This is a genomic window from Citrobacter sp. B72, assembly GCF_016894305.1.
In the GTDB taxonomy this organism is placed as follows: domain Bacteria; phylum Pseudomonadota; class Gammaproteobacteria; order Enterobacterales; family Enterobacteriaceae; genus Citrobacter; species Citrobacter portucalensis.
In genome coordinates this window covers 1,312,693-1,337,137 of sequence record NZ_CP069801.1, presented here as the reverse complement: position 1 = coordinate 1,337,137, position 24,445 = coordinate 1,312,693, and the positions used below count along the sequence as shown (strand labels likewise).

Annotated in this window: 40 protein-coding genes and 1 pseudogene; 12 read left to right on the top strand and 29 right to left on the bottom strand. The window is 49.7% G+C overall.

The genetic code is table 11. From position 1 onward, the window contains the following. Nucleotides 1-13: 13 nt before the first annotated feature. From JQN59_RS06360 to JQN59_RS06295, 15 genes and pseudogenes are all read right to left on the bottom strand, one after another. Nucleotides 14-505 (bottom strand): phage tail tube protein, encoded by a 492-nt coding sequence (locus tag JQN59_RS06360; protein ID WP_003841711.1) that lies wholly within the window; start codon nt 503-505, stop codon nt 14-16. Nucleotides 506-564: 59 nt separating this feature from the next. Beyond that, entirely contained in the window at nt 565-930 is a 366-nt protein-coding gene (gene gp17, locus JQN59_RS06355; protein ID WP_061353916.1) for a tail completion protein gp17, read from the bottom strand. Then, nucleotides 927-1,466 (bottom strand): HK97-gp10 family putative phage morphogenesis protein, encoded by a 540-nt coding sequence (locus JQN59_RS06350; RefSeq protein WP_087051100.1) that lies wholly within the window; start codon nt 1,464-1,466, stop codon nt 927-929. The genes gp17 and JQN59_RS06350 overlap by 4 nt, the downstream gene beginning before the upstream one ends. Then, nucleotides 1,459-1,791, bottom strand: coding sequence for a phage head closure protein (locus JQN59_RS06345; protein ID WP_087051099.1), 333 nt, complete (start codon nt 1,789-1,791; stop codon nt 1,459-1,461). The genes JQN59_RS06350 and JQN59_RS06345 overlap by 8 nt, the downstream gene beginning before the upstream one ends. A 1-nt stretch (nt 1,792) precedes the next feature. Then, nucleotides 1,793-2,005 (bottom strand): hypothetical protein, encoded by a 213-nt coding sequence (locus JQN59_RS06340; RefSeq protein WP_087051098.1) that lies wholly within the window; start codon nt 2,003-2,005, stop codon nt 1,793-1,795. Nucleotides 2,006-2,068: 63 nt separating this feature from the next. Continuing rightward, nucleotides 2,069-2,395, bottom strand: coding sequence for a head-tail connector protein (locus JQN59_RS06335; protein WP_204528181.1), 327 nt, complete (start codon nt 2,393-2,395; stop codon nt 2,069-2,071). Beyond that, complete coding sequence (locus tag JQN59_RS06330) at nt 2,395-2,637, bottom strand: DUF7210 family protein (RefSeq protein WP_204528180.1); 243 nt, start codon at nt 2,635-2,637, stop codon at nt 2,395-2,397. The genes JQN59_RS06335 and JQN59_RS06330 overlap by 1 nt, the downstream gene beginning before the upstream one ends. A 42-nt stretch (nt 2,638-2,679) precedes the next feature. After that, nucleotides 2,680-3,897 carry a phage major capsid protein gene (locus JQN59_RS06325; protein ID WP_103848988.1) on the bottom strand — a complete coding sequence of 406 codons (1,218 nt, stop codon included), beginning with the start codon at nt 3,895-3,897 and terminating at the stop codon, nt 2,680-2,682. Nucleotides 3,898-3,907: 10 nt separating this feature from the next. Continuing rightward, a complete protein-coding gene (locus JQN59_RS06320) occupies nt 3,908-4,762 on the bottom strand; it encodes a head maturation protease, ClpP-related (protein ID WP_103848989.1) in 855 nt (284 codons plus the stop codon). A gap of 12 nt (nt 4,763-4,774) precedes the next feature. After that, nucleotides 4,775-6,082, bottom strand: a complete 1,308-nt coding sequence (locus JQN59_RS06315) for a phage portal protein (protein WP_103848990.1) — start codon at nt 6,080-6,082, stop codon at nt 4,775-4,777. After that, nucleotides 6,082-7,824 carry a terminase large subunit gene (locus tag JQN59_RS06310; RefSeq protein WP_200094160.1) on the bottom strand — a complete coding sequence of 581 codons (1,743 nt, stop codon included), beginning with the start codon at nt 7,822-7,824 and terminating at the stop codon, nt 6,082-6,084. The genes JQN59_RS06315 and JQN59_RS06310 overlap by 1 nt, the downstream gene beginning before the upstream one ends. Next, nucleotides 7,778-8,242 carry a phage terminase small subunit P27 family gene (locus tag JQN59_RS06305; protein ID WP_046671192.1) on the bottom strand — a complete coding sequence of 155 codons (465 nt, stop codon included), beginning with the start codon at nt 8,240-8,242 and terminating at the stop codon, nt 7,778-7,780. The genes JQN59_RS06310 and JQN59_RS06305 overlap by 47 nt, the downstream gene beginning before the upstream one ends. Before the next feature lie 118 nt (nt 8,243-8,360). Continuing rightward, a complete protein-coding gene (locus JQN59_RS06300; RefSeq protein WP_181641007.1) occupies nt 8,361-8,702 on the bottom strand; it encodes an HNH endonuclease in 342 nt (113 codons plus the stop codon). Between the two features lie 291 nt (nt 8,703-8,993). Beyond that, nucleotides 8,994-9,089, bottom strand: a pseudogene (locus tag JQN59_RS26930) (HNH endonuclease); the annotation flags it as partial. Further along, on the bottom strand, nt 9,077-9,292 hold the full coding sequence (locus JQN59_RS06295; protein ID WP_204528179.1) for a hypothetical protein: 216 nt from the start codon (nt 9,290-9,292) through the stop codon (nt 9,077-9,079). The gene JQN59_RS06295 and the pseudogene JQN59_RS26930, both read right to left, overlap by 13 nt. 195 nt (nt 9,293-9,487) lie before the next feature. Between JQN59_RS06295 and JQN59_RS06290 the strand changes: the two genes are divergently transcribed. After that, entirely contained in the window at nt 9,488-9,748 is a 261-nt protein-coding gene (locus JQN59_RS06290) for a hypothetical protein (protein WP_086529490.1), read from the top strand. 48 nt (nt 9,749-9,796) lie between these two features. On the opposite strand, the gene JQN59_RS26925 is transcribed toward JQN59_RS06290, so the two are convergent. The 13 genes from JQN59_RS26925 to JQN59_RS06230 form a co-directional block, all read right to left on the bottom strand. Continuing rightward, a complete protein-coding gene (locus JQN59_RS26925; protein ID WP_239484216.1) occupies nt 9,797-10,000 on the bottom strand; it encodes a hypothetical protein in 204 nt (67 codons plus the stop codon). Further along, on the bottom strand, nt 9,957-10,226 hold the full coding sequence (locus JQN59_RS06285; RefSeq protein ID WP_204528178.1) for a hypothetical protein: 270 nt from the start codon (nt 10,224-10,226) through the stop codon (nt 9,957-9,959). The genes JQN59_RS26925 and JQN59_RS06285 overlap by 44 nt, the downstream gene beginning before the upstream one ends. Nucleotides 10,227-10,233: 7 nt before the next feature. Then, nucleotides 10,234-10,848 carry a glycoside hydrolase family 19 protein gene (locus JQN59_RS06280; RefSeq protein ID WP_053890682.1) on the bottom strand — a complete coding sequence of 205 codons (615 nt, stop codon included), beginning with the start codon at nt 10,846-10,848 and terminating at the stop codon, nt 10,234-10,236. Beyond that, nucleotides 10,848-11,129: a phage holin family protein gene (locus tag JQN59_RS06275; RefSeq protein WP_072161075.1), complete on the bottom strand. Its 282-nt coding sequence runs from the start codon at nt 11,127-11,129 to the stop codon at nt 10,848-10,850. The genes JQN59_RS06280 and JQN59_RS06275 overlap by 1 nt, the downstream gene beginning before the upstream one ends. After that, nucleotides 11,116-11,502, bottom strand: a complete 387-nt coding sequence (locus JQN59_RS06270; protein WP_001294158.1) for a phage holin family protein — start codon at nt 11,500-11,502, stop codon at nt 11,116-11,118. The genes JQN59_RS06275 and JQN59_RS06270 overlap by 14 nt, the downstream gene beginning before the upstream one ends. A 209-nt stretch (nt 11,503-11,711) precedes the next feature. Next, the gene (locus tag JQN59_RS06265; RefSeq protein WP_088731892.1) at nt 11,712-12,122 is read right to left on the bottom strand and encodes an antiterminator Q family protein; all 411 of its coding nucleotides are present in this window, start codon (nt 12,120-12,122) and stop codon (nt 11,712-11,714) included. After that, nucleotides 12,112-12,756 carry an MT-A70 family methyltransferase gene (locus tag JQN59_RS06260; RefSeq protein WP_204528177.1) on the bottom strand — a complete coding sequence of 215 codons (645 nt, stop codon included), beginning with the start codon at nt 12,754-12,756 and terminating at the stop codon, nt 12,112-12,114. Before JQN59_RS06260 ends, JQN59_RS06265 begins: the two co-directional genes overlap by 11 nt. Then, a complete protein-coding gene (locus JQN59_RS06255) occupies nt 12,753-13,397 on the bottom strand; it encodes a recombination protein NinG (protein ID WP_204528176.1) in 645 nt (214 codons plus the stop codon). Before JQN59_RS06255 ends, JQN59_RS06260 begins: the two co-directional genes overlap by 4 nt. Beyond that, a complete protein-coding gene (locus JQN59_RS06250; RefSeq protein WP_204528175.1) occupies nt 13,367-14,338 on the bottom strand; it encodes a toprim domain-containing protein in 972 nt (323 codons plus the stop codon). Before JQN59_RS06250 ends, JQN59_RS06255 begins: the two co-directional genes overlap by 31 nt. Then, complete coding sequence (locus tag JQN59_RS06245) at nt 14,335-15,864, bottom strand: DEAD/DEAH box helicase (protein ID WP_204528174.1); 1,530 nt, start codon at nt 15,862-15,864, stop codon at nt 14,335-14,337. The genes JQN59_RS06250 and JQN59_RS06245 overlap by 4 nt, the downstream gene beginning before the upstream one ends. Then, nucleotides 15,857-16,189 (bottom strand): NUMOD4 domain-containing protein, encoded by a 333-nt coding sequence (locus tag JQN59_RS06240; protein ID WP_239484215.1) that lies wholly within the window; start codon nt 16,187-16,189, stop codon nt 15,857-15,859. Before JQN59_RS06240 ends, JQN59_RS06245 begins: the two co-directional genes overlap by 8 nt. A gap of 423 nt (nt 16,190-16,612) precedes the next feature. After that, entirely contained in the window at nt 16,613-17,146 is a 534-nt protein-coding gene (locus tag JQN59_RS06235; protein ID WP_085048961.1) for a YmfL family putative regulatory protein, read from the bottom strand. A 25-nt stretch (nt 17,147-17,171) separates the two neighbouring features. Further along, nucleotides 17,172-17,372 carry a Cro/CI family transcriptional regulator gene (locus JQN59_RS06230; RefSeq protein ID WP_085048962.1) on the bottom strand — a complete coding sequence of 67 codons (201 nt, stop codon included), beginning with the start codon at nt 17,370-17,372 and terminating at the stop codon, nt 17,172-17,174. 91 nt (nt 17,373-17,463) lie between these two features. On the opposite strand from JQN59_RS06230, the gene JQN59_RS06225 reads away from it, so the two are divergent. After that, nucleotides 17,464-18,123, top strand: coding sequence for a LexA family protein (locus JQN59_RS06225; RefSeq protein ID WP_176281271.1), 660 nt, complete (start codon nt 17,464-17,466; stop codon nt 18,121-18,123). 612 nt (nt 18,124-18,735) lie between these two features. On the opposite strand, the gene JQN59_RS06220 is transcribed toward JQN59_RS06225, so the two are convergent. After that, nucleotides 18,736-19,179: an ECs1072 family phage-associated protein gene (locus tag JQN59_RS06220; protein WP_204528173.1), complete on the bottom strand. Its 444-nt coding sequence runs from the start codon at nt 19,177-19,179 to the stop codon at nt 18,736-18,738. Nucleotides 19,180-19,530: 351 nt separating this feature from the next. Between JQN59_RS06220 and JQN59_RS06215 the strand changes: the two genes are divergently transcribed. From JQN59_RS06215 to JQN59_RS06170, 10 genes are all read left to right on the top strand, one after another. Further along, a complete protein-coding gene (locus tag JQN59_RS06215) occupies nt 19,531-19,695 on the top strand; it encodes a hypothetical protein (RefSeq protein WP_001488222.1) in 165 nt (54 codons plus the stop codon). A gap of 12 nt (nt 19,696-19,707) precedes the next feature. Next, entirely contained in the window at nt 19,708-20,067 is a 360-nt protein-coding gene (locus tag JQN59_RS06210; RefSeq protein WP_173781911.1) for a hypothetical protein, read from the top strand. A 43-nt stretch (nt 20,068-20,110) separates the two neighbouring features. Then, nucleotides 20,111-20,923: a YfdQ family protein gene (locus JQN59_RS06205; protein ID WP_174332542.1), complete on the top strand. Its 813-nt coding sequence runs from the start codon at nt 20,111-20,113 to the stop codon at nt 20,921-20,923. A gap of 77 nt (nt 20,924-21,000) precedes the next feature. Next, nucleotides 21,001-21,810 (top strand): ParB/RepB/Spo0J family partition protein, encoded by an 810-nt coding sequence (locus JQN59_RS06200; protein ID WP_204528172.1) that lies wholly within the window; start codon nt 21,001-21,003, stop codon nt 21,808-21,810. Next, nucleotides 21,807-21,932: a sodium:solute symporter gene (locus JQN59_RS06195; RefSeq protein WP_115643042.1), complete on the top strand. Its 126-nt coding sequence runs from the start codon at nt 21,807-21,809 to the stop codon at nt 21,930-21,932. The genes JQN59_RS06200 and JQN59_RS06195 overlap by 4 nt, the downstream gene beginning before the upstream one ends. Then, nucleotides 21,929-22,153, top strand: coding sequence for a hypothetical protein (locus JQN59_RS06190; RefSeq protein WP_088731857.1), 225 nt, complete (start codon nt 21,929-21,931; stop codon nt 22,151-22,153). Before JQN59_RS06195 ends, JQN59_RS06190 begins: the two co-directional genes overlap by 4 nt. Next, nucleotides 22,150-22,401 (top strand): hypothetical protein, encoded by a 252-nt coding sequence (locus JQN59_RS06185; protein ID WP_115643041.1) that lies wholly within the window; start codon nt 22,150-22,152, stop codon nt 22,399-22,401. Before JQN59_RS06190 ends, JQN59_RS06185 begins: the two co-directional genes overlap by 4 nt. Nucleotides 22,402-22,608: 207 nt before the next feature. Next, the gene (locus tag JQN59_RS06180) at nt 22,609-22,917 is read left to right on the top strand and encodes a hypothetical protein (RefSeq protein WP_204528171.1); all 309 of its coding nucleotides are present in this window, start codon (nt 22,609-22,611) and stop codon (nt 22,915-22,917) included. Between the two features lies 1 nt (nt 22,918). After that, nucleotides 22,919-23,749: a hypothetical protein gene (locus tag JQN59_RS06175; RefSeq protein WP_204528170.1), complete on the top strand. Its 831-nt coding sequence runs from the start codon at nt 22,919-22,921 to the stop codon at nt 23,747-23,749. Next, nucleotides 23,746-24,444: a hypothetical protein gene (locus JQN59_RS06170; RefSeq protein ID WP_204528169.1), complete on the top strand. Its 699-nt coding sequence runs from the start codon at nt 23,746-23,748 to the stop codon at nt 24,442-24,444. The genes JQN59_RS06175 and JQN59_RS06170 overlap by 4 nt, the downstream gene beginning before the upstream one ends. The last annotated feature ends 1 nt before the right edge of the window (nt 24,445 follow it).

The following is a 24,445-nucleotide window of genomic DNA, read 5'->3' as shown; positions in this document are numbered from 1 at the left end:
CCCCCGCGTTTAATTAACTGCCTGGTTGTTCTTTCGGAATCCATGCCCCCTGGCCGGAACGCTGGATGGTGGCAGACGTCTGCACGACGGTATTACCCTGGAAGTCAAACGGGAAGTCGGATACATAACCTTTGAACACGTACCAGGTACGATCTGAAGGCAGAGTCAGACCATCAACAGACCCCTCAGAGCTCCCGATTGTTGGTTTAGATTCCCCATCAGCCCATCCGATCGCAAACGTTACGTCGCTTTGATCGTTGGACTCAGCCATATTGCTGAGCATCAAATGGCTGGCATTTGCTGGATCAGCGTTCAGAGTGGCCGTTGCTTGTCCTGGTGTACGTAAACCCTTTTTATATTTTCGGGTGTTGCGTTCACTGAGGCACGTATCATCAATCTGATCTGCCGGACTGCCGCCTGGTGAGAATGCCGTAATACATTCGATTTCGCTCACGACACCATTCGCGAGCACAAAAAGTTGAGTGCCTTGAGTCACTACTGACATAGTCATCTCCGGATATAAAAAAACCGGCTTATAGCCGGTGTTATGTGAGTGGTTTTGAGTTATCGGTTGACCAGCCAGTCAACGTCGAATGAATAACGGTATTTGAGGGTTACCGTGTCTCTGCCCTGCGCGTCCCAGCGGGTAATGTAAGCCTTGCGCTGAATGACATCGCGCAATGCTCGCGCCACAGCAAGAGCATCTTCATCGGTGTCGCCATACACATCCACCTGAATGGAATAACGGTCGATGTCAGGGTTCTGACTCAGGTAATTTTCAGGTTCTCCGCCCACGTTCTGCCAGACTGCGTAGGGGTACACCAGAACATCATCAAGCATACCAAACGGATAAAGCCTTACCGGGTGAGCACCGAGCAGCTCTTTTACTTTCGGGTCTGTCGAACAGACGGCAAAAACTGGAGCAATCATGCTGTTGTTCCTTTTTTGGCGGCACGCCTTACTGCGCGATCGATAGCTTTTTCCATTTCTTCAGCGAAAACGCTGATTACTGCGGTATCAACACCATTCATCGCCGGTCGCAGTACGGGCTTTGCGGCGGCATGTTCGGTTCCAAATTCGAGAAAACGCCAGTACCAGGTATCGCCGCCAGGATTGCTTTTATCACCCAGTGTTCTGAACGTCTTCCCGGCCCTGCCTTTCCTGACGTTGGCCTTTGTGTTTGCATACTGACTGGCGCCGCCCATTACCCCAACACGAAATGCCAGATCACCCGTCCTGCGAAATTGCTTGCTGCTAAAGCTGGCGACGATATTTTTATATATCGCCTCTTTGGTGAGGGGATCATCAACTCTGGCTGCATTACTTCTGGCGCGATCCCTGATTATATTCGCAGCCTTACGCAGCGCAGAACGGCCAGCTTTATTTCGGGTAACTTCGGAGACAGCCTCCATTTTTCCAAGCAGTGACTCGAGTCCGGTAAGGTTTACTTCAACACTATCAGCCATCGTTTACCCCCTCAGAACAAGGAAGCGTCAAATATTCACGACCACTTTTCGGGTCAGGAAGCACGCCCTCAATGTTGAATACTGATCCACGAAAGAGAATACGGTGCTTTCGGGTAATACTTGCACGGTAACGAATAGTTATGCGTGTTGTTATTTCGCCCTGTGATGCCTGGGCCGCTATAAACTCCCGTGCTGATAAGGGGGATATTTCGGCCCAGATAGTTGCGACATCGCGCCAGGTATTAATTACGGCTCCCGTTGTAGGGTTCTGTTCTTTTACCGGCTCCTGCAGGATAACTCTGTGACGCAATTTCCCGGCTTGCATATCACCCCCTCGGTCTTTGACTCAAGTAAACGGGTCGCTCATCGCCTAATGAAGTAGTATCAATTTCTTCATCTTCGGCCAGCGACTGGATAATGACATCACACAGAGCTGCGTTTGATTCAGCCAGGCGGCTTATCGCCTCCGTCTGTTCTCTCTGAGCTGCGGTTTGTTCCCGCAGCGCCGCTATTAGTTCCTTTACCAGTTGCTCGTTCATAAGCTATTTTCGCCAACTTTTTTATCCATTCGCGCCTCTGCGCGCACCCGGAACAGGCCATATTTACACCCCGTAAATTCGGTATGGCTGCAGCAAGGCTTCAACTGCAAACGGAACCTCTGCAACGGTCTGACCAACGACCACTGATTCTCTGTTGGCATACCAGTGACCTATCAGCAGTAACATGGCCGCTTTAACATCATCATTCAGTAGAATCTGGGCAGGGTCGTCTGCGTAGCCAGGAGAGCTTTGATTTTCATAGAGCGTTCGCCTGGTCCATGTCTGGACGTACCGCGCCGCCGCTCCGGTATATAAATTCAGCAGGGCATCATCGCCGGCAAAGTCGGTATCAATGCGGCAGTGCTGTTTCACCACATCAAGATCGATCATTACTTTTTCGCCTTCTTCTCTGCTTTAACTTCTGGCTGTTCTGGCTGTTCTGGCTGTTCTGGCTGTTCTGGCTGTTCTGGCTGTTCTGGCTGTTCTGGCTGAGCAGAATTATCAACAACCATCTGCCGTGCATAGCCTTTTTTTATCAGTTCACGACCGTGCTGCTCCTGCGTTTCCAGTAACTCCCCCTCTGTCACAACAACACCGCCAAAGTAAATTGGTTTAACCGCGATAAGCTTCATAGCATTCCCTCGAATATTGCGGCCCGAAGGCCGCACAAGATATTACTGACCGCCAGACGCCGGTACAGTGAACGAGCCATAAACAAAGGCTTCAGGACGTTTAACGGCCAACGCCAGACGCTCTTCGCAACGGATGGTGATCATGTTTTTCTCGAAGTCGTCGGCGTTCTCAGTCGAGATAACAACGTTCGTTTCTTCACGGTCAAAAATTTGCGCACCGGCACTGAATGCCCCAGTCAGGAATTTACCCTGGAAGGCTGTAGCTTCTGTTGCGACGACAGGAAGGCCCCAAAGAGTTGGCCCCGTCAGAGCGGCAGGGTTTGCCAGGATGTAGCGGCCCAGCGTGTCTTTAGTCAACTCAATTTTCGCCCAGTCGATGAAGTGCAGGACGTGACCGGATGCCGGGAAGCGGGCAAGCTGAGCCTGCAACATCGCGAGACGCAGATCATCAATACCGTTCTGATTCTCTACCTGAAACGCTGCCGAAAATGCTGAAGCCTGCGGAATGATGCCTTCCAGATGAGCGCCTGTTCCATCGCCGAACAGAATTTCCTGCTCTTCGACATACTTCAGGCCGAAACGCATTTCCGCATCAACCTGAGACTGCAACTGTGCGAAGTCGTCGAGGATCTGTTTGGATGCCTTGAAAAGATGCGCAATAGTTCGAACTGGGGTGATTTTTTCTGCAAACTCAATGTTGCTGTACGGTTTGGTCGTATTCTCTGCGACCGCCGCAGCATTGTTGGTAAAACCAGTTTGCTGCACCCAGTAAATGGTGTTTGATGCCGTTGTGCCAGGCGCGATCAGGTCGCGGATGAAAAGACGCTGTTTCGGCGCGGTATCAATGCCAGGCAGACGGTCGGGAGCAACAATATTGCCTGGTACGTTAGCGGTAAGCAGAGCCGCTTTCACCGGAATAGAAATTCGCTGGCTGGCCGCAACGCTGGCAGCAAAGGTTTTTAACGCCTCAGCAGAAATGACCTGCTGCCCCACAGATTCAACAACCTGTTTTGCATTTGCCAGCGGCATCTGCGCAACATGCTGCTCCAGTTCACCCATAGAGGCTTTCAGCGTCTTTTCGGCTTCTTTCAACGCATTTAGCTCAGACGCCATCTTGTCCACGGTCTCTTTGGTTTCCGCCGACAATTTGCCGTTCTTTTGTGCCTCCTTAAGAGCTTCTTCCGCTTTTGCATTAAATTTTCCGGTCGCTTCCTCAATGGAGGCCGTTACTTTTTTAAGAATCTCGTTCACGTCAGACATAATTTCTCCGTTACTGGCATGCGTTCGCCAGGCCGCTTAATGCGACATCCAGCTCAGCTAAAATTTCAGGGTTGGGTTGGGTAGCGCCCGGCTTACCATCGGGATCGGTAACAGCGCCCGGCGTGTTACCTGTTAAAGCTTTGATTAATCTCCGGCGTTCAGACCGGGGAGTGTTCGTTTTCGCCAGAAGTGCATCAAGTTTGCGCAACGCCGCAGACGGGGAGTCATCACCGTCGCTTACGGCATCAGCAGAAAGCAGACTGTCGGCCAGACCTTTTTCTACTGCATCACTTCCACCGATATAACTTTCTGCATCCATCAACTTCTGCACGGTGTCCATATCAAGGCCGGAGCGTGCAGCATAGATATCAGCCATCGCGGCATCAAATGGCTCAAGATAAGTCGATAACTCAGCAAAATCATGGCGGTTGCCCATCGCTGCTACCCAGCAGTTGTGGATCATCAGAAAGGCACCTCGCCCGATTTGAATATCATCCCCGGCCATAGCAATAATCGAAGCGGCGCTGGCAGCGATGCCCAACACTTTTACAGTGACTTTTCCCTGGTACTCGCGAAGCAGGTTGTAAATTGCCAGGCCTTCAAACATATCGCCGCCGGGCGAGTTGATATTTACCGTCACATCAGCACCGTTCATCGAACGTAGAGCGCCGGAGATGCGTTTGGCTGTGACACCCTCATCCCAGTAATCACGGCCAACAACATCAAAAATAGAAATGGAGTTGTCATTATCGGATGTTGCCCTGATCCCACCATTCCAGCGCTCAAGCGCTGAGGGCTGGGGTTCACTGGTCACACCCGCGCATGGGCGTCCAGCCGGAGCAACCGGAAGTTGTCTAATTGTCATGGAAATGGGCTCCTAAGCAGCCTGTTTAAGGGGCGATTGCTCGAAAGGAATATCAGGGAATACGTGGTTATGAAGCTCTCTGACAGCCAGCGCCTGAATCGCCGGGTTGCTGTTTTCGAGATTCTTCAACTGAGTCAGGTTGAGCTGAACTGTATAAATATCACCGCCTTCAATTGGTGGCATATTTTCCAGCCTTCGCACATCGTTACGCGACATCCAGCCATTCTGCAGGGCACTGGTATAGTACGCAGCACGTCCTGCACTGTCGGCACGCAGAAGACCTTCAACGGAAAACTCTGCAAACAAATCCTCATCACCGTTAAGAAGGCAGCGCGAGATTTCCTGCTCAATATTGACCAGCAATGGACGCAGAGTATGGGTCAGAAACAGCATGTTCATCCCCTCAAGACTCGAGGCCCAGCTGGATTGTTTTGTCGTATGGCCGACCATGAATGGCGGTACGCGAAACCAGCGACAGATTTCCTCAATGCTGAATGAGCGGCTTTCAAGCAATTGTGCGGCTTCCGGATTCATGGTGACGTTCTGGTATGTCAGTTCATTTTCCAGAACCATCAGTTTCCCGGCATTTTTCGAGCCAATAAAGCTCTGAAGGCTGATACGCAACCTTTCTCGCTGTTCCTTGCTCAGTGCTGTTTTCGAAGAAAGGAAGCCGGTACTCTGCAGGCCATTTTCGAAGATTTTCGCCGCCGCTTCATCAACCGACATCGCAGCACCGAAGACATCCACCCCGGCCATTGTGGGCATCATGCCGCACACACCATCGAGGCCAAAACCGCGAATGTGCATCATCCTGCCTACAGGAATGAGCCGCTGGATTCCGTTTTCCGTGTAGGTGTACTGTAATTTTCCACTATCGAGCCGCTTTACAACCATGTTCTGAGGAAGCAGTGGAACCAGTGATACCAGCTTGCTGCCGATGAACAGCTTTTCGACAAAGGCGTTACCGCGCAGACAAACACTGGCCACAATCATCAGCATGAAGCGGGAAGGCGTCATTTCCGGATTAGGGCGTCTGCATAATATCTGGTAGGCGGGATTGTTCTGGGCCAGCTTACGCGATCCATCGGCCTGTCTCTCGTAAATTTTAAGCGGAAGCGTGGAGACCGACTCACTCAAGAGCCTGACACACGCCCATACAGCGGAAAGCCGGATAACTTTGTCTGCGGTGACCACTTTTCCGCTACTGCTGGTTCCAAACCATTCCCGCCAGAATTCACCGGTCGTCAGGCTTACTGGAACACCAAGCCAGTTTAAAAGAGCGCTCTTTACGCGCCCTGGTTGCTGTTTATTCTTAGCCATCAGATACCCACTATGATCGGATCGTCAAAAAAACCCTCAATATCGCTGTCATCCTCTTCATCTCCTTCTGCCGCGCCAACTGCCATCGCACCAGAAACAACGCCATCTATACGGCCATTACTTCTGCGCTTGCTGAAAACCCGGTTTCCGTTTTTATCTTCTTCAATAACGGCGTTCGCCGCACACCAGCGCAGACAGGGGTTCAGAACAATGCTGATCCGCTTTTCCATAATAAGCTGCTCAAACAGTTCAATGGAGTGCGGCATCCACAAACCTGACTCTGCCGATTTACCAAATCCCTGGCCGTGCGGTACCAGAGGAACCGTAACCCCTTCGTCATCCAGTTCAGGAGTTAAGTAGTCAATGTGATAGCGGTCGAAAGCGACTTTTCGTATATCAAACATTGCCGCCAGCTCTGCCATCCGCTTTGCGACAAAACCGTAGTCAATGGCTGTACCGGGTGGTGCATGGATATGACCATCACGCTCCCATACGTCGTAAGGAACCCGGTCAACGCGGGCGCGATCATATAAAGTATCTTTAGGGGTCCAGAACTCTGTCAGCATTACACTGATGTCAGGAAAATAAAGAGACAGCGATGTAAGGTCACGTTTACCCGATAAATCCAGACCGCCAAAGCAGGTTTTACCCCGTAACTGTTCAATACTGATGTCCTTTTCACAGGCCATCCAGATATCACCGCTGATCCACGGGTTCTCTGCATCCACCCACTGACAGAAATTGAGTCGGCGAACCAGACTTTCTTTCGCAGGCATGCCACGGGCATCTTCCACCTGCTCGCGCAGGTAATCAGAAAGAAAAGTATGCCCCATTGATGGGTTAGCTTTCCCCCAGCATGATTCATCTTTAAAAGGATCGTCGCCTTCATCCAGTGAACAGATAAAAGCGAAAAAGGCATCGTTTTCTCGCTGACCGGCTGCAACCTTCTGCCCGTACTGGTGATAGTCGTAACAGACGCTGGTTTTGTCATGCCCGCTGTTGGTTATCATAAAAATTAACGCCTGCCGCCGACCTTTAGTCCCGGCACGCATCATCTCAACCGCGCGGTTATCTTTATGCTCGTGAATCTCATCAATCAGGGCGCAGTGAGGACGCGGCCCAGACTGTCCATCATCAGAACTGATAGGCCGGAAGAAAGAACCGTTTTGCAGGAAAGCCAGGTTCCACTCTTTACCGGCTCCACCGGATTTTTGAATTCTGGACAGAAGCGCTGGAGACTGATCAACCATAGCCACGGCATCACGAAACAGGATCATGGCCTGGTCTTTTTTCGTCGCTGCAGCATACACTTCTGCTCGCGGCTCTTTGTCAGCCATCATGCAGTAAAGGCCAACTCCCGCAGCCAGCGGAGATTTACCAGAACCTTTTCCTGACTCAACATACACAGTGCGGAAACGGCGCGTACCGTTTTCACGCTTCCAGCCGAAAACAGAGCCGACAATAAAGCATTGCCAGGGCAGAAGAATAAATGGCGCACCTTCGTGCTCGCCACCATTCAGTTTCAATACCTGAGCAAAAAAGTTGATAGCTCGTGTAACCGATTCAACATCCCAGTTCAGACCGCGTTTACTACCCTCTTTTAAATCACGCAAATGGCGCTGGCAGGCATTACGAATATCAGGACCGGCAATTACTTTTCCAGAGGTTACGTCCATCGCGTATTGCGTGGCGGGATCAACCGAAGAACTGGTTGAGTGGGTCTTCTTCTTTTTCTCCACCATCAACTTTCACCTTCGTTCTGGCGGCCGGAGTAAGACCGAATTCGACCAGGTAACTTTTAAAACGGCGATCTGCATCAGCCAACATGGCCACTGCAGGGTTTGCCTTAATCAAAAAGCCGCCATCCGTCTGCACTGTATACGTTCTCCCCTCGTCAGCGATCGTAAGGCGCAGCTGGAGTATGTCGGCGTAAATATCGCAAAGGCGCTCCAGCGCCAGCACGTCTGCAACAGTGAGAACCCCCATACCATCAAGCAGCACTGTCAGTTTTCCCCAGGCCACCTTTCCCCAGTCAGTGAGGTGTGCAGGAGGGCTTGGGATTTCTCTGGCCGGGGTGGGTTCTTTGTCGTTGAGTTTACGTTTGCCCGGATTACCGGTTACCACCTTCAGGTGGGACGGTTTCGGGCGTCTTCCTGCCATCGGAACCTCCCGGAAAAAAACTTTTCATTTCGCGGTTGTGTGCAAAAAGGACGAGCGGCGGTCATCCAGGGGCAAGGTTCTGAACTTTTGACCCGCCCCACCCTCATGATAATCATTATCATTTGAACCAGTGCGACGCAGGGTCGAGTGGTATTCCGCTCTCATCACATCCGATGACGGCACCGCGTTTCTCCATGCGCTGCTTTGTTGAGTCATGGTGTTGCTTACAAAGCCCTTGCCAGTTCTTCCGGCTCCAGAAAAGCTTCTGTGCCTTCGCTATTGCCTGGTTGTCACCAGAACGCAGCGCTTCTTTCAGCTTATGCGGGATGATGTGGTCAACCACCGTTGCTGCTGTCACCCTGTCTTGCTCGTGACACATGACGCATAAGGGGTGAGCACGAAGGAATATAAGACGCTCACGGTCCCACTTGCTGCCGTATATGCGTGGTTCTTTGTTCATTGATATCAGTTCCGGTTGCTATCCGTTACCATAAAAAAACCCGCCGAAGCGGGTTGAATCATTCCTTCTTGCGATAGCTGGGTAAACTCTCAGCCCTCTTCCTCATCCTGTACTCGGTCTCTGACCAGAACTCACTGGGATCACTATTAAATCCGCAGTTCTCGCAAATATAATCACCGCTCCAACCACCTCTTTGTTTGTCCTTTACCACATCATTGGAACCACACTCAGGACAATATTTCATCACTCCTCCTCGTGCACATATTGATGGGTAATTATATCTCAGTATTAGCCTTCATTGCGGTGCTGCTCACAGTAACCTGAACGGTCCGTAGTCGTACCGGGACAACCGCGCTTGCGACAGGCACGGGGTATTAGTGCTGGCATGGTTCACCATTACACAAATCAATAGTGATTTGGTTTTCAGCGTGGTTTTTATCAAGATTAAATACCGCTGTTACGGTGGGGAGTTCTCTACACTGAGTATCTATAGCCGTCGATACCTGGTTATCAAGAAGCTGTCCATTCACAGCAATTCCATAACCCATGAAGTGCTCTCCGCGATACAACTTAGCGATCTGAAACTTCATAACGATTTCCTTTTAGCCGTGAGGCTGTCGCAAAGCCACCAACAGTTAACAGATTGCCATGCTAACTACTGAAAAAATCACTTTGAGAGTCATCTGAAATGCTCTCCTAACACGCACCAAAAGCGCACTCCAAGATAAATACTCGAAATGTGATAAAATCACTGCGCTGAAAGTAAACCTACACACGGAGCAATCATGTCTAAATACGATGACAATAGCGACCATCAATTAAATGACCTTCATGCTGAGGTCGGGGCTTTAAAATTGATCATAAAAGAACTTGTTCATATGATTGATGAAGACAAGCTCAAGGGATTAAAGAAGCAAGTAAGCCTCAATAAAGTACACGAATTACTTTATCCCAATGAAACGGACAAAGGCGTAATCAACAGCAAAGCTAATCGAATTGCCAGAAGCTTAATTGATAAGGTGATTACCGAGAAAAACAATCCTTAATCCTTCGGGCTCAGAAATGAGCCCGTTTTTTATATCTATTAAGAATCATTATTTCTTTCGATATCCATGTTCAGTGACTGTGTAACAGTTAATTTGTACTGCCTTGTTATGTGCCAGAATATCTTTCTTCGTCTGGCGGTCCATAACCTCAATGTCGTGCTCAGTGAGGTAGATTATGCTTACCCAGTCACAGGCCGTGTCCGTTACTTCAGGTTTTACGGGTGAATTTTTCGTGCAACTCACGGTCAACATCGTCATCAGGAAGATGATTAACAGTCTGCTGTACATCCCTGGCTCCTTTTATTGTCTCTACCCGGCGTTCTGCAATAGCTTCAGTCGCTGCTGCACGTTCTTCAGTGCGTTGCTGGCCCGCTTTTGTTTCGGCGATACTGGTACCGCGTGATTTACCCAGACCAAAAGCACCTGCAATTGCAGCCAGCGCGGCAACAACCAGGCCAATAATCATTTCAAGTCCCATAGTAACCTCACACCAGTGCGGCTTTAGCTTTAGCGTAACGTTCACGGCGGTCGTTAATGCCGTTCTGCCCGCCGTTGATAATCTGCGTGACGCGCTCCACATCCCCCGAATAGAGAAGGCAACCACGTAACGTGAAGTACCATGCCGCCGAACGGGCCGCATGTCGCTCTTGCGTCAAAAGTTCTGGCGTACTGATCAGATCAAGTTTCAGCGCCGCACCGCATTTGGTGTAGTTCTCACGACCAGTGATTTGAAGCAGGCCACGACCGCGATATTTCCAGCCGTCACCCTGGCTGTTATTCCCCATACGGTCACCGTAAACCAGATTGGCTATTTGTGGCTGGTGAGCGACCTGTTTACCATCGACACGCCCCAGCATTTCGCACTGGTACGGCGTCAGGCGCTTACCAAAGGTTTTCTTCAGCCCTTCAACCGAATAGTTAAAACTCTCTGCCAGCGAGGTAAAGCCAGCAGACTCATGCCCGACTTGTGCAATGAACATGGCCTGATCATTAACTGCTGTAATGCCAAACTCTTTCATTGCCGCATCAATGTGTGGAAACCAGCGTGCAGAAAGCCCGGCGCTTATACCAGCCGCCTGCTGAAATTGTGATTGGTTCATTATTGCCTCAGATGATCTACCAGGCGTGCCACGTTGCCTCTGACGGCGACCAGCACAGACAGGAAAATAATGTTGGCCCCGATAGTGGCCCACGATGAATAAGGGTAGATACCGCACAGATACGCCAGCGGTACGGCGCTATAAATGACCGTAAGCAGCCACGCTAAGCGAGATATCCACGGTCGATGTCTGGAGTCGCCACGACGGTAAAACATCAGGGTCAGCACTACCCCAGCGCAAAGCAGCGCGTTGATTGTTGCCGATGGGTCATTTAGTACCACCTGAACCTCCCCGGCGCGTTATCAGCGCCACCAGCGAGCCGATATCCTGATTATTCAGGAACGTCAGGATTTTGACGGCTAAAGCAGAAACGATTACGGCACCGATGGCATCCAGCGGTTTATCGCTATATCCCGTAAGGGCTGACAATTTAGCCCCAACTAATCCAGCGCAGAGCATTCCGGCAATATATGACACGATGAAATATGCCAATCGGCGTGAAGTGCTCAAATCAGCAGCTGATGCTATGTAGAAAACAGAACCAGCAAATGCACCGAACACAACACCATAATCTGTTCCGGTTAACAGTCCGTAAACACTCGCCCCAGTTAAAGCGCCACCAGCTAAGCCTGTGCCGGTTATTGGTTCGGACATCTGTCCCCCTCAATTACTGTGAATCCTCTCAGAAACGAGGGGAAAGGGTTCAGGCCGCAAGCTCATGCGGTCACGGTTAATCTGCAGTTTTTAGCCTGGGCCTGAAATGAAAAAACCCCGCCGATTGGCGAGGTTCTGAAATATTTAAGTTCGCGTCTAAGTGACCACTCTTAACAGCTTATTCATATTTTTACGTACGTAAACTATTTTTATGCAGCCGCAACAATTTTTCCTTCAGGAATAAATGACACCTCGACATCCATTTCAAGTTTCACTTCAAGCATCATCAGCATTCCTTCAATTATTCCTTCTCCCTTTTGTAGTTTTTTTCCTATATGACCATCAGAGCAGTTATGTTTTTTTGCCAGCGACATGAATGTCATTCCGAACAGGTAATAGTCCACCAGCAAATCATGAAGCTCACTATTGCCTTTGTTCAGTCGGGCCATACAGCCACAGATAACCATCGCATCATCATCACAGCACTGAACGCGGGATTTGGTCTTTGCTGGTATGAGTCCTTTAAAGCCAGCCGCAATATGAGCCCATGTAACGTCTTCACTGTTGTTTGCTGCCCAAGCGCCCCAGCGCTCCATTACCATTTGGATATTACGCTGCATGGTTCACCTCTTTTATCTGACCAGTAATCATTTCAATGCTGTTGTTGCACTCATTTCCCCAGCGGTCCCATCCGTTCCACTCTTCCCGAGCGAATATTTCGATTCTTTTCACATCACCGTATAATTGTTCCAGTCGGTTCCTTACTTCCCACGGCTTTGCGCTGTGTTCGCCCAGGCAGGTATGCACAACCTGTTTTACTGACGCGCTGGCACGAGGTAAGCCCGTTCCCCTGGTAGCAATCAGCACATCCTCTGTATTACTGCGGGTATGGTTGCCACCGTTCATGCGGGTTTCACGGTCCAGCATTTCAAGCAGATCGTTGAAGTCCACCAGCTCTCCAGCGCTCAATGCCTTATTGAAGCGATCAGCAGCGTTCTGGTTCAGCTTCACCCACGTAAAGCCTTTCATCGTTCTGACACGGAATCCCCATGATTCAGCCAGTTCTACAGCCTCGCGGTTATGGGTCCCGGTGTACCACATCGCCAGAACAGCGTTTTCAGCAGCCACTTTCCATATTGGAAGGCGTTTAAGTTCTTCCATGCTCATAGTGCTGTAATGATTACAGGCCGCACCGTTACTGATTCTATTTCCGTATTCCCACGGTGGATCACAGTAGATAAGGTCGTATGTCATGCTGCCCTCTGCTTTTTCAGTTCGCGGGTTTTACGTCGGTAAGTAGTCGCAATCTCTTCAAGCTCTTCTCGTGAGTAGTGCTTCGCCTCGTGTGGGCCTTCCAGCCATTCCACCAGCTCAAGACCAAACCATTCGATGAGCGTTGCTCTGTAGCGCTCGTGTACCGTTTTGTTTTTAGCGGTAAAGCGACCAGCGCCACCGTTGCAGGCCTTGCACTGGCGATAAGCGTTCTTCTCTTCAAAACGCAGTTCAGGACGTGATCCAACGCTGAGGAAGTGACCACAATCCCACTGACCGCCGAAAATCATCGGGGGGTGGTATGTGCCACAGGACGGGCAAGGATTACCCTCATCACGCTCGCGAATGAAAGCGTTAAACGCCGTCTGCGCTTTACTTAAGAAATAGCCACGGGGCTGGAGAGCCTTCTTGCGAATCTTCAGGCTAACCTTTCTCTCTGCTTCCGCTTTCCTGGCTTTCAGCGCACGGTTGTAGTCAATCGCACAGCGAGGGCCACACACTTTCTGCAGATTACGATCGGGGGTGAATGTCTTTCCGCACTGAGCGCATACCTTGGGCTTGTACACCTTTAGCTTTTGTCTGACTGGCTTCTTCACTGCTTCATCCCCCTGTGGAATACCCATTCGAATACTTCAGAGCCGTTTAGCAGCAGATCGTTAAAGTCACCCTGTGCAGGCCAGCGGACGGATACAGTCTCCAGATCATTCTTCGCATGCAGGTTGGCAGCAGCACATTCAAATGCAGCAGCATGACCGGCTGCGTTTGAGTCAGCATCAGCAAAAATAATCAGGTTCTTTACCCCGGCAGGAACGCGGAACTTCTTCATGAAAGCGGTATTCATCGTTGCCCAGGTATTGCACTTGGTGATTTGATGGCAGGCCAGTGCTGTTTCGATACCTTCAGCAATGCCCAGCGTGGAGGATGGAGGGAACATGCGAATAGCGACGGATTTGGCAAACTCCAGGTAACTATCCTCCTGCAGCTTCATCACCTTCTTGGCTGCGCCGCCTGTTTGCGCTTTCTTGTCCCCGTCAAGCAGGGTGCGGTGCAGGTAGCAAAGCTCGCCTTTATCGTCCGTCGCCAGCGCATAAATAGCCTGGAGGTTTTTACCGTCTACCGGCTGTTTGTCGCAGAATCTGACGCTTTCGGCTGGAAGGGTGTTAAGCCCTCTCCCCTTCAGGTAACTGTCTGCACTGCTCCCACGCAGAGGGATGAGCTTTGCAAATTTACGGCTTACCTTCTCACGCTGCTGCGCCAGCGATGTGCGTACCGGGTTTACACTGGTACGGTCTGAGGTGTATTCATTGCCGATCAGCCTGTCTATCTCTGAGGCAAGAACCTTAAATTCTTTTCCTGTTTTTGCTGTCAGCAGCGCCCAGCCATCGCCTGAACCACACACGCAGATGTATGACCCGGTACCGTTTTTATTGTCACAGCGGAATTTCCCCTTACGACCACACAGAGGACATTCCCCTTTAAGATGGTTTTTCCCGGTAATTCCAGGAAGGCCGTAGTGTTTGTATATCTCAGCCCAGCGACCAATTGCGGCTTGTTTGGTATTCATGCGGCTTCCCCTTGTTTCTCTTTACGCTTCGCGAAAGCGATCAGTTTTGATTTGATGAAATTCGTCACTTCAGGTGTGATTTGCTGCGGGGTGTGATGTAACCCTCTCGGCCATACACCGAATTTTTGGCGATAGGTATGCGCACACCATCCGTCACTGACAGGGCGTCCCTGTGCTGCGCGGGTGCGCTGATAGAAAAGAATCTGAGACCACCAGGATTGCTTCTGCTCTGCGGTGTATTTAACTTCCGCTTTGCTGACCTTTGTCAGTCCACGGGATTTGTCTGTTTCAACGTCTTCCCCGGCCAGCGGTTTAAAACCACATTTCGGACAGATATAAATTCCGGCAGGTTTCACGTAATGGCACTGGCTGCACTCTTTCGGCAGTTTCTCCGGCTCGTCGGTCTTGGTAACACGCTGCGGGGCTTCTTCCATGCCGTCAGACGACGAAGGGAGGTAGTCATATTCAATGTCATCGGGATAACCCAGCTTGTTGACTGTGCCGCTGTGGTCGAAGATGAGACAGTGATCTTTGCCAGGAGCCGCACGTAATCCACGCCCGAGCGTCTGAATCCAGCGAATTTCACTTTTGGTCGGTCGGGCAAAGATGATGCAACGAACATCACTGTCAAACCCGGCTACCAGTACGCCAACGTTGATGATGATTTTGGTAATACCCTGCTCGAAGCGACGGATCGTCAACTGACGTTCTTCATGTGGTGTGCTTGCCGTCATGACTTCAACGGTCACCCCGGCGCGGGAAAACTCCATCGTGACGTAGTTCGCATGGGCCACATCAACGCAGAAACAGATTGTTGGTCGATCCTGCCCGTTCTCCAGCCAGTTTTTCACGATGTCGCCAACCAGTTTGGCTTCACTCATAACCTTACTGAGCTGGCCTTCCTTGTAGTCGCTGCCATAACCAGCAACGTAAGACGTTTCCACCTCAGAGAGATCGGGATGTGACGGCGCGTAAAATTCGTATTTGCTCAGTGCGCCAATCGCGATCAGTTCCTTCATCGTTGTTGGCTTAATCAGGCGCTGATAGTAGTTGCCCAGGAACTTGGCGAAAGGCGTACCGGAAAGACCGACCACCTTCGTTTTTGTGTTGCGGGTCAGGTTGTCGATAACCTCCAGCAGCTTTTTGCGCTTCAGGTGGGCTTCGTCAACGATCAGCAGGTCGATGTTGTCCGGGAATTCACGGCGAATGAGTGTATCGGCGCTGGCTATCTGAATAAGCGCTGTCGGGTTATATGACGGATGATCACGCCAGACATAACTGATCTCTTCGCCAGGAAGACCATATTCCATGAATCGGGTGGCAGTCTGGTCAAGCAGTACCGTATACGGGGCCACAAACATTACGCGCATTTCGCGGCTGACAAAGCCATCAGTGATCAGCGCGGCAATAGCTGTTTTGCCGAAACCAACCGGGGCATAGAGCATGAACGAATTATTCTGCTTCCATGCGCCGCGCAGCATGTTGAGTGCAACGATCTGTTTCTCGCGAGGCTGGATGTTAAGCATTGGTTGATACCTCCCCGAATGCTGCTGCAACCAGATCAGCAATGACAAACTTCTCGCGCTGACGCTGAACGGACAACGTAACCGTTTTGGTACCGTCTTTACGCATGCGGCCTTTGAGAAAACCGCCGTGAATGTGACGAATAAAATATTCAGAGTTAGCCAAGCGCGGAATGCTGCGAACACGGCCAAGATTGCTGACTTCATAAGCTTTTGAATAAAGCTCAACTGGAACAGGGGCCCATTTTTCGTTAGCGTCTGAATAAATCATTTTATCTCCTTTTGGATGGCTAAACGTCTGGATTCCCAAGCGACGTTTTAACCCCATACAGTGATCTATCTGTTAGATCGATCTCTTCTGGTAAAGCTGTTCCAGCCCTTCGGGCTAAAACCCAACACCGCCCCCTTTCCCCCAACCCGGTTTCAAAAATTCATACCCTGGGTGGGAGCGAGGTATATCCCCTGACCGCTGGGGTATATCTCGTGCAAAACTCTCGCAATCTGCGGTTTGCCGTTCGTCGTGCTGCGTTCTGCTGCCGGAAAGACACCGGTTCTGCGTCGAACGCCTCCTGGTACGCCTGCGCATACGCCATCGCGATTTTTTCCCGCATACCTGCCGGGAGTGTTGCTAACTGCTGTTTAATCCACGGGGCGTCCTCACGAGAAAAAACCGTGGGCATAGTCACGTGAAAATATTCGTCCTGATACATAAGCCCTCCTGCGTCACGTTTGTGAGCCGGGCATAGACTGATTAGTCTGGAGGTCTGGAAACCTCATCAGGGGCACAGAAGACCCGGAATAACAGCGTCAGGTGTTCCTGCCATTTGGTCATAACCTGATAGCTGTTCTCTTCAATCTGAGCGCGTTCAGCGGCGTCGATGACTCCGTCTGCTGTAGCTTTACGGATATACTGAGAGTGTCTGCCGATCCACTCGATGGATTCCATTAGGCGCTGATTGATGTCGGCGTTATCAACATCATCAACATCTGCCAGCGGCACAAACAGACCGTTCGAGTTTCGGGCAACGGCATTTGCGATATGATTTGATCCACCAGCAGCCTGCAAGACCATCGCCCATCCCAATGGGAAGATTTGATCGCCAGTAGTGCGGAGTCGGTTATGCAGAGGATCGGTTGCAGGTGTTACGTCATCAGACTTGTATACACCCAGAATTTCCGCAGCTTCTTCATAGCCACCAGGTAAATCAGCGATAGTTCTTCTGATCGCAGCCACCAGCCATGTAGGCTGTTTTTCGACTTTTTTCCACTCTGGTTGATTACCCACGATTAACCCCTTGATTCTGTGGTTACTATTGCACACCAGCATTGGTAGACTTTTGGTAAAGATTGGCGTCGTACTTAAGCTTCCCATTTGTAAGGCGCTCAATAACAAATGCCTGTTTTTCAGGGATCACCTCACCCCAGCGGCAGACAGCCGGATGAGAAATCCCTAAAGTACTGGCGGTTTTTGATACCCCCCCGAAATACTCTATGACTTCATGTTTTCGCATGGTTACTCCTGTTATCTGATGAATTGAAGGTAACAAAAGGTACCATAAATAGCAAACAAAAGTTACTTCAATCATTGGTAACATTGGTTACATGAAAACAGAAATGAAAGATCGAATCCGCTCCCGCAGAGTTCAGCTCGACATCACACAATTAACCCTCGCCAAAAAACTTGGGGTCAGTCGTGTATCTGTAACAAAGTGGGAGAACGGCACAACCAAGCCTGATGGGGAAAATCTTCATCAACTTGCTTTGGCTCTCCAGGTAAGTCCGGAGTGGATTCTCTATGGTGAAGGAGAGGTAGCTAAAGACGATATTAAAGTGATGCCTTTTCTTAAACCACCAGTAACTATTCCTGTTATATCTGCCGTACAGGCGGGTGTGTGGACCGACACTTACGCCAGCTCAAGGCTTACTGATGTGATTTGCTGGACACAAACGACTGCCAACGTCTCCGATGAAGCTTTTGGGCTTGAAGTAAGAGGCGAATCAATGACAAACCCTCACGGGCTACCGTCAATTCCTGAAGGTTCAATTGTTATAGTTGAGCCGCATTATGGGCAACTTGATGATCTGTATGGAAAGATTGTTGTAGCGATGTTAGATGGCTCAACAGAGGCTACGGTCAAAAAGCTGGTTTGGGATAGTCCATATGCCTATCTCATGCCTCTTAACCCGATTTTCAAACCAATTCAGATCGATGGAAACTGTAGAATAGTTGGCCGAGTAGTACAGATTACACAAAACCTTTAATCCCCCTTCCTCCCCTCTATAGCCGAAGTTATCTTCGGCTATTTTTTTACCATTCAATGTAACTATAGGTACATATCACACTTGACTGACAAGGTAACAAAAGGTACCTTTAGTTACACAGGCAAGCGAACAGGCAGGACGCCCACGAAGTAGCCGCCCGGGGCATATGAAGACCGGGATGATTCGCTTAGACAGCCATAGACCGCTCTTTAACAATCAGCAAAGTCGGAACAGCACATGAAACCTGTTTAGACCCCTGCGCTTTATGCGACGTATCACCGGGTGCGATCCGGTCGGTGTGAGGGTTAGCCACGAATTTTCGTGCGTGAATGGGGAACACTGGCAGGGGAAGTGTGCAAGCGCAAAATGATTTATTCCAGCCCCTTCTGTATGAGGGGGTTGGGCTGAATCCACGAGCTATAAATAACGATTGCCCGGAGACCATCATGCGAAAGAATGAACCAATGATTGTGGCTGAAGACTACAGCACCAAAGAGATTTATGACTGGATGAAAAAGAAAATTACGGCTTCCAGAATGCTGGATGCAGCGCTCGCTGAACGTGAGTTACTCAAACAAGCGCTGGCCGATGTTAATCTACGAATAGATGAACTTACCAGTTCCTCGGCGCTGGAACTTCTAAGTAAAATTCAGGGTCCCACTCATCTTCAAGAACCTCATCAAAACAATCTTTAGCTCTGTGCGCACTGAACATCTGAATAACCTTCTGAGCTGGTTCAGGTAGTGATTCTAAAGCCAACTCTTCCTGGAGAAGAAAAAGAGAGTCCTGAAGGCTTAAAGACCTAATTTCGGAAAGTGGCCATTTATATTTTCTGAGCAACATATGGTGAAGTGCTGATTTCCCCTTTAGCGGATTGGTTAAATGCCCATATTTTTTACGATGTTCTTCGAGAATAACTTCAAGGCTGAATATAAGCACGGTTCTGTTTTGGACTTTGTAATACTCAGGCTTGATAACTCCTTGCATTGCTACGCCATGTAATTCAGCAATTTTTGTCTGAAGTAAATGGAAATAATCATCATTAATCACTGACATTTTATTAACCTTTTTGGCTGTGTGAGAGCAACCAAGATACCACCGAGCCTGAAGTGGTGAAAAGACAGGCGTCTCATTAGCTAAACATAGTACCCTTTGGGGTGTGGTGAATTGCAGTCCACCGAGACAAGCCGAAGATAAGCACCGGCCACCACACCACCAAAGTGAGCTAATCACTAATTTCTAATAGTTGCTGTGCCTTGGCGGTTATCTGGTCTTCAACCAACTCACAGGAGGAAGAAGATAATGTTCTGACAGATAGCCGCCCTTTTTATTCAATGTGTCCGCTTCCGGTGTCGGCTGGGACTCCCTACCCAGCGCGGGTTCAACTCCTGCCGGATACCTAATCAAATGGTGACTTATATGACCTTCCGTAACGTTAATTTTTACTACGGCGACCTGATGCGCGTCACTCGTGGTGTGCAGGCTGTTCGTAATCCAAAAACAATCGCTAATTTCTGGCGGCGTAGCTGGTTATGCAGGTTACTCACTCAGAAAGGCGATCCTCGTTTATAACTGGAGATAACTATGTCAGAAACAAAGAACACCACACCATTCAGCCAGCAACTGGCTTATATCAACAAAGGAACTCTTGATATTGAGTTGACCGAGGCGTTTGCTGAAGTGGTCAAGGCCGTACGTGAGACAGGTAAAAAAGGTTCGGTTACGCTAACGCTTAATTGCTCAATGCTGAATAACCGTGACGAAAATACAATGAAAGTTACGCCCAAGGTCACACGAACTTTACCTGAACTTGACCGCGCCGATACCATTATGTTCGCAACTGCTGATGGAGACCTGCTGCGTGACGACCCGTCACAAGTTCAGCTTGATTTGAAGGTTATCAACCCTGCGCCTCAAACAGCACCTATCAAGCTGGCCCAGTAATACCCACCAAACAAACCATTCCAATCTGATAAGGAAATATTCAATGTCTCAAATTGAAGGCTCTGCCGTGCTCGACATTCGCGATCTGGTCTCTGCAACTCTGAAGACCGAGACGGACATTCCGTCAGTTGTTGTACCCGATGGCTTTGAAGTCAAATCCCTCGAAAATCTGCAACTGGCTCCGTCGCGCATTCGTCAGAGCGCTAACCTGATTTCTCCGGGTTCTCTGATCGCTTACATCCAGCGATTCCGTGATGAACGTACTGTAGTTTTTGCGGATAAAACCAAAACGCGCATTGTCGCCGTGCTGGATTTCCACCAGAACGCAGACAATCCGAGCTGGGCTGCACATAAAGCTGTTTATGACTGTCCGTTCTCGGACGAATGGAAATCATGGACTGCCAACGATGGCAGCAAAATGGACCAGATCAACTTCGCTGAATTCCTGGAAAACAATATTCAGAATGTTGCGCCGGTTAGTGATTCATACCAGGGCCCGTCCGGTACTGAACTACTCGAAATGGTTCTGGCATTCCAGGAGACTCGCAAATCTGAGTTTAAGTCTGTTAAACGCCTTTCTGATGGTACCTGCCAGTTCCAGTTCAGCGATGAAAAATCAGGTTCTGGTAATACCAAAATGCCGGAAAAAATCAGCCTGGCAATTTCACCATTCCACAACGGCTCTCCTTACCAGGTCGATGCACGTATCCGCTACCGCCTGCGTGATGGTCAACTGGTCCTCTGGTATGAGCTGATCGAACCGAAGAAAGTTGTTGAGCACGCATTCCAGGAAATCGTCACCGATATGGAAAGCCAACTCGGCGAAGACCTGCCTATCTACGAAGGCTCTGTTTAATCCCACCGTGTGTTGTTTTATGCGCCTGCCCTGCGGGCGCATAGCAAAGCACTCTCCCACTACATGAAGGAGTAACCATGCCCAGTTTAGGCCAGCTCTATAATGATAAAGACGCCGGGTTAACTACCCGCAAAACCTACAATGTTCCGCTGGATAAAATTTACGCCGAAGAAGGCTACAACGTTCGTGAACTCAATCGGGCGCATGTTGAAGAATTCCGCGATGCGTTTATTGCCGGTGAATATATCCCGCCGCTGGCCGTAGAAGTTACCGAGCGTGGTGTGAAGGTTATCGACGGCCATCACCGCTATCATGGTGCGCTGGCTGCTATCGAAATGGGCCACGACATTGTGCGCCTTGAATGCAAAGATTTCGTAGGTAGTGAAGCCGACAAGATCGCCTTCATGGTAACCAGCTCGCAAGGATTAGCGCTTACTCCTCTTGAACGTGGCGCGGCATATCATCGCCTTCAGAATCAGGGCTGGAGTCCTTCAGAAATAGCGGCAAAAGTTAAACGTTCTGAGTCCGATATTCTGCAACACCTTCAACTTCACGAATGTACTCCATATATCAAAAAACTCGTTCGTGATGGTTCCATGAATTATGCCATCGCCATCGGTATCTCCCGCGAGCATGGTGTGTATGCCGATCGCGAAGCTTCACGTCTGATGAAGAAAGCTGAAGACGCAGGTAAGAAAAAAATAACCAAGAGCATCGCCAGTCCTCAGTTTAATGCCGGAAAAGCAAGAAAGTTTCTTGAGCTTATTTCTTCATGTGCTGAGGACTCTGGTGAAGTGCTGACCATTGAAGTGCCACCAGCAATGCAGGCTGAAATAATCTCAATTCTTCGCGAATTTCGTCACGAGGCTGATGGGGTGACCTCATGAAAAAAGTTTCTGAACTGGTGATGTGGACCCTGCTCTTTTCTTCTCTTACCGGAATTGGTTTAACCGCAGGATTTTATTGCTTCATCGCCACGGCACGACTGATAGCGAGGGTTATTTCATGAATATCGAATACCAGGATAAGGGCGCGGCGGCAAACATCATTATCACCAGCACAGTTTTTGAGTTTCGTCGTCATGTTCGCGTCGTTGATACGGTGCTGATGTGTACGCAGGGTGTTATTGCCGAGCGTTGCGGCTTCTTCCTGATGAAGACTGTGATCTCAGGTCGCTCTAAAGAAATGCTTCGAGCCAATAAGACGGCGAGGCGGGAGGCGGCGCGATGACGGTTTTTGAATACATCCAGGCTCATCCAAACACCACCAGCGGTGGCGTTGCCAGAGGGCTGAACAAGAAGACACCCGCTGTATCAGGCGCAATATCCCAGCTTTATACCACTGGTCGCGTTGTGAAATCAGGGATGTGCAACGGTGTCCCTACTTACCGCGTTAACGATCTCCCTTATGGGTGTGGTAACGCAATGCTAATCCAATTCAATCAACTACTGATGGAGTGTCGCCGTGAAGCAGTCTGATTTACCAAGATGCCCTACGTGCGGAAATATGCCCGAGTACTCGCTGAAACCCAATCATCTTGGCTGGGTTTGGGGTGGTATCAGATGCCCGTATGACCATTACAGCGTGAAGCTCAACGGACCTGCCAGTAGCCGCGAAAAAGCAGAAAATACACTGGCACCGAAGTGGATTGAGTTAGTCGAAAAAGTTACCCAGGAGGCCGCCCAATGACAGCACTCAACAAACAGGCGCTGATTGCCAAAATCAAAAAGCAGATTGAAAGCTATGACTCCGTGATTTTGAAGGAAAGTGAAGCCATAGCACTTGTTGCTGAACTGGAGGCTCGGGCGATCAATATGAGTATTCCAGACGGATGGGCGATGGTTCCTATTAATCCATCGATGGCTCAAGAATATGCGGGATATAAGACGCTGACTGATACAGGAAAAATGTCACGCCTGATGAAAACAAGATTGGCGAATATTTACCGCGCCATGATAAATGCCGCTGCTGGCATTGGCGTGAAGGGGGAGTGAGATGAAACACGTAGTTCTCCACTCTGGCAGTCATGCTTCAGCTTTGGTAGCGATAGAGGTTGCACGTAAATACGGCACTGAAAACATGATTCTCCTGACCCACAGTATCTCCGGCATCGTTGAAGATTCAGATATTAAGCGTTTCCGCGATGAGGTTGCTGGATTTCTCGGCATGGAGATTACTTATGCAAATCATGCCAAATGGGATACAGCAACGCCAGTTGAGGTCTGTGTTGATGCTGGGGCATGGAAAGTTGGTAACGGTTCAATTCTTTGCACCAACCGTTTAAAGACTGCACCTTTTGATGCCTGGCTTAAAGAAAATGATCCGGATGGACAGAATATTTATTACTACGGTTTTGAACCTTCTGAACCAAATCGTATACAGCGACGTGCGGGGATTATGGGGGCTCGTGGGTACAAAACGGAATATCCGATGATCTGGACTGACCTTACCATTCATTCTGTTGAAGACGTTGGAATAGCGCTTCCAGGAACGTATAGCCAGTTTAAACATGCCAACTGCGTAGGTTGTCTGAAAGCTGGATGGCAACACTGGTACGTTGTGTACTGCACTCGTCCTGATATCTGGGAGTCTGCGAAGGCTGGGGAACTTGAAATTGGTTATGCCATTCATAAAGACGCAAATGGTCCTGTGTATCTGGAAGATAAAGAGGAATTCTTTGCTGATATGAAAAGGGCTGGCGTTCCGCCAACTGAGCATATACCTCCAGGGAAGTTCTGGAGCATGGCAAAAAGAGCGGTGAAAAATCAGCAAATTGATTTGTTCACTGATGGTGAAAATAGCAAACCTTGTGAGTGTGCAGCATGACAACAAACAACCACCCGGCGCACGGTCCTGTATCACTCGAGCGCCTGCACCAGATATGTGAAATACTCAGCAAAGCAGCAGCACAAAGCGACGGAGGTAATCTCGGCTACGCAATGGCTGATGCTGTGAAGGTGATTGATGGGGCTATTGCGGCGTTTGGTGCTGAGCCTGTGGCGTGGCAGTGGGAATATCGCGATAAGCGCCATGTAACCAATGACCAGCGTCGCGCAAAAATTGTAGCTGAGGATGGTGAGGTTCTTGTGCAACCACTCTACACCGCACCGCCAGCACCGGTAGTGCCGGATGATGGCCGTGAACAGTTTGAGGCATGGATGCTCGAAAAATGGGGGCGCGAGCGGCATGAATATGATTTCGCAATGGGTAAATTCCTGCATGGCGAAAACTATGCTGACAGTTATACACGGCATATGTGGAAAGCATGGTCAGCAAGCCGAGCCGACATGCTTCAGGCTGGCAACTCTCCGGTAACTCGGGATGGTTACGTATTGGTGCCTATCGTTCCGACCGAGGACATGATTATTAACGGCTTCGAATCGGTTCCAAATCCGCACTTCAGCGATGAAAAAGAGTGGGAGGAATACGAAGCATTAAGTGGATGTCGGCAGGCGGCGCGCCGGGCTGAGTTATGCTGGGCAGCAATGATTAAAGCAGCACCAAAACAGGAGAATATTTAAC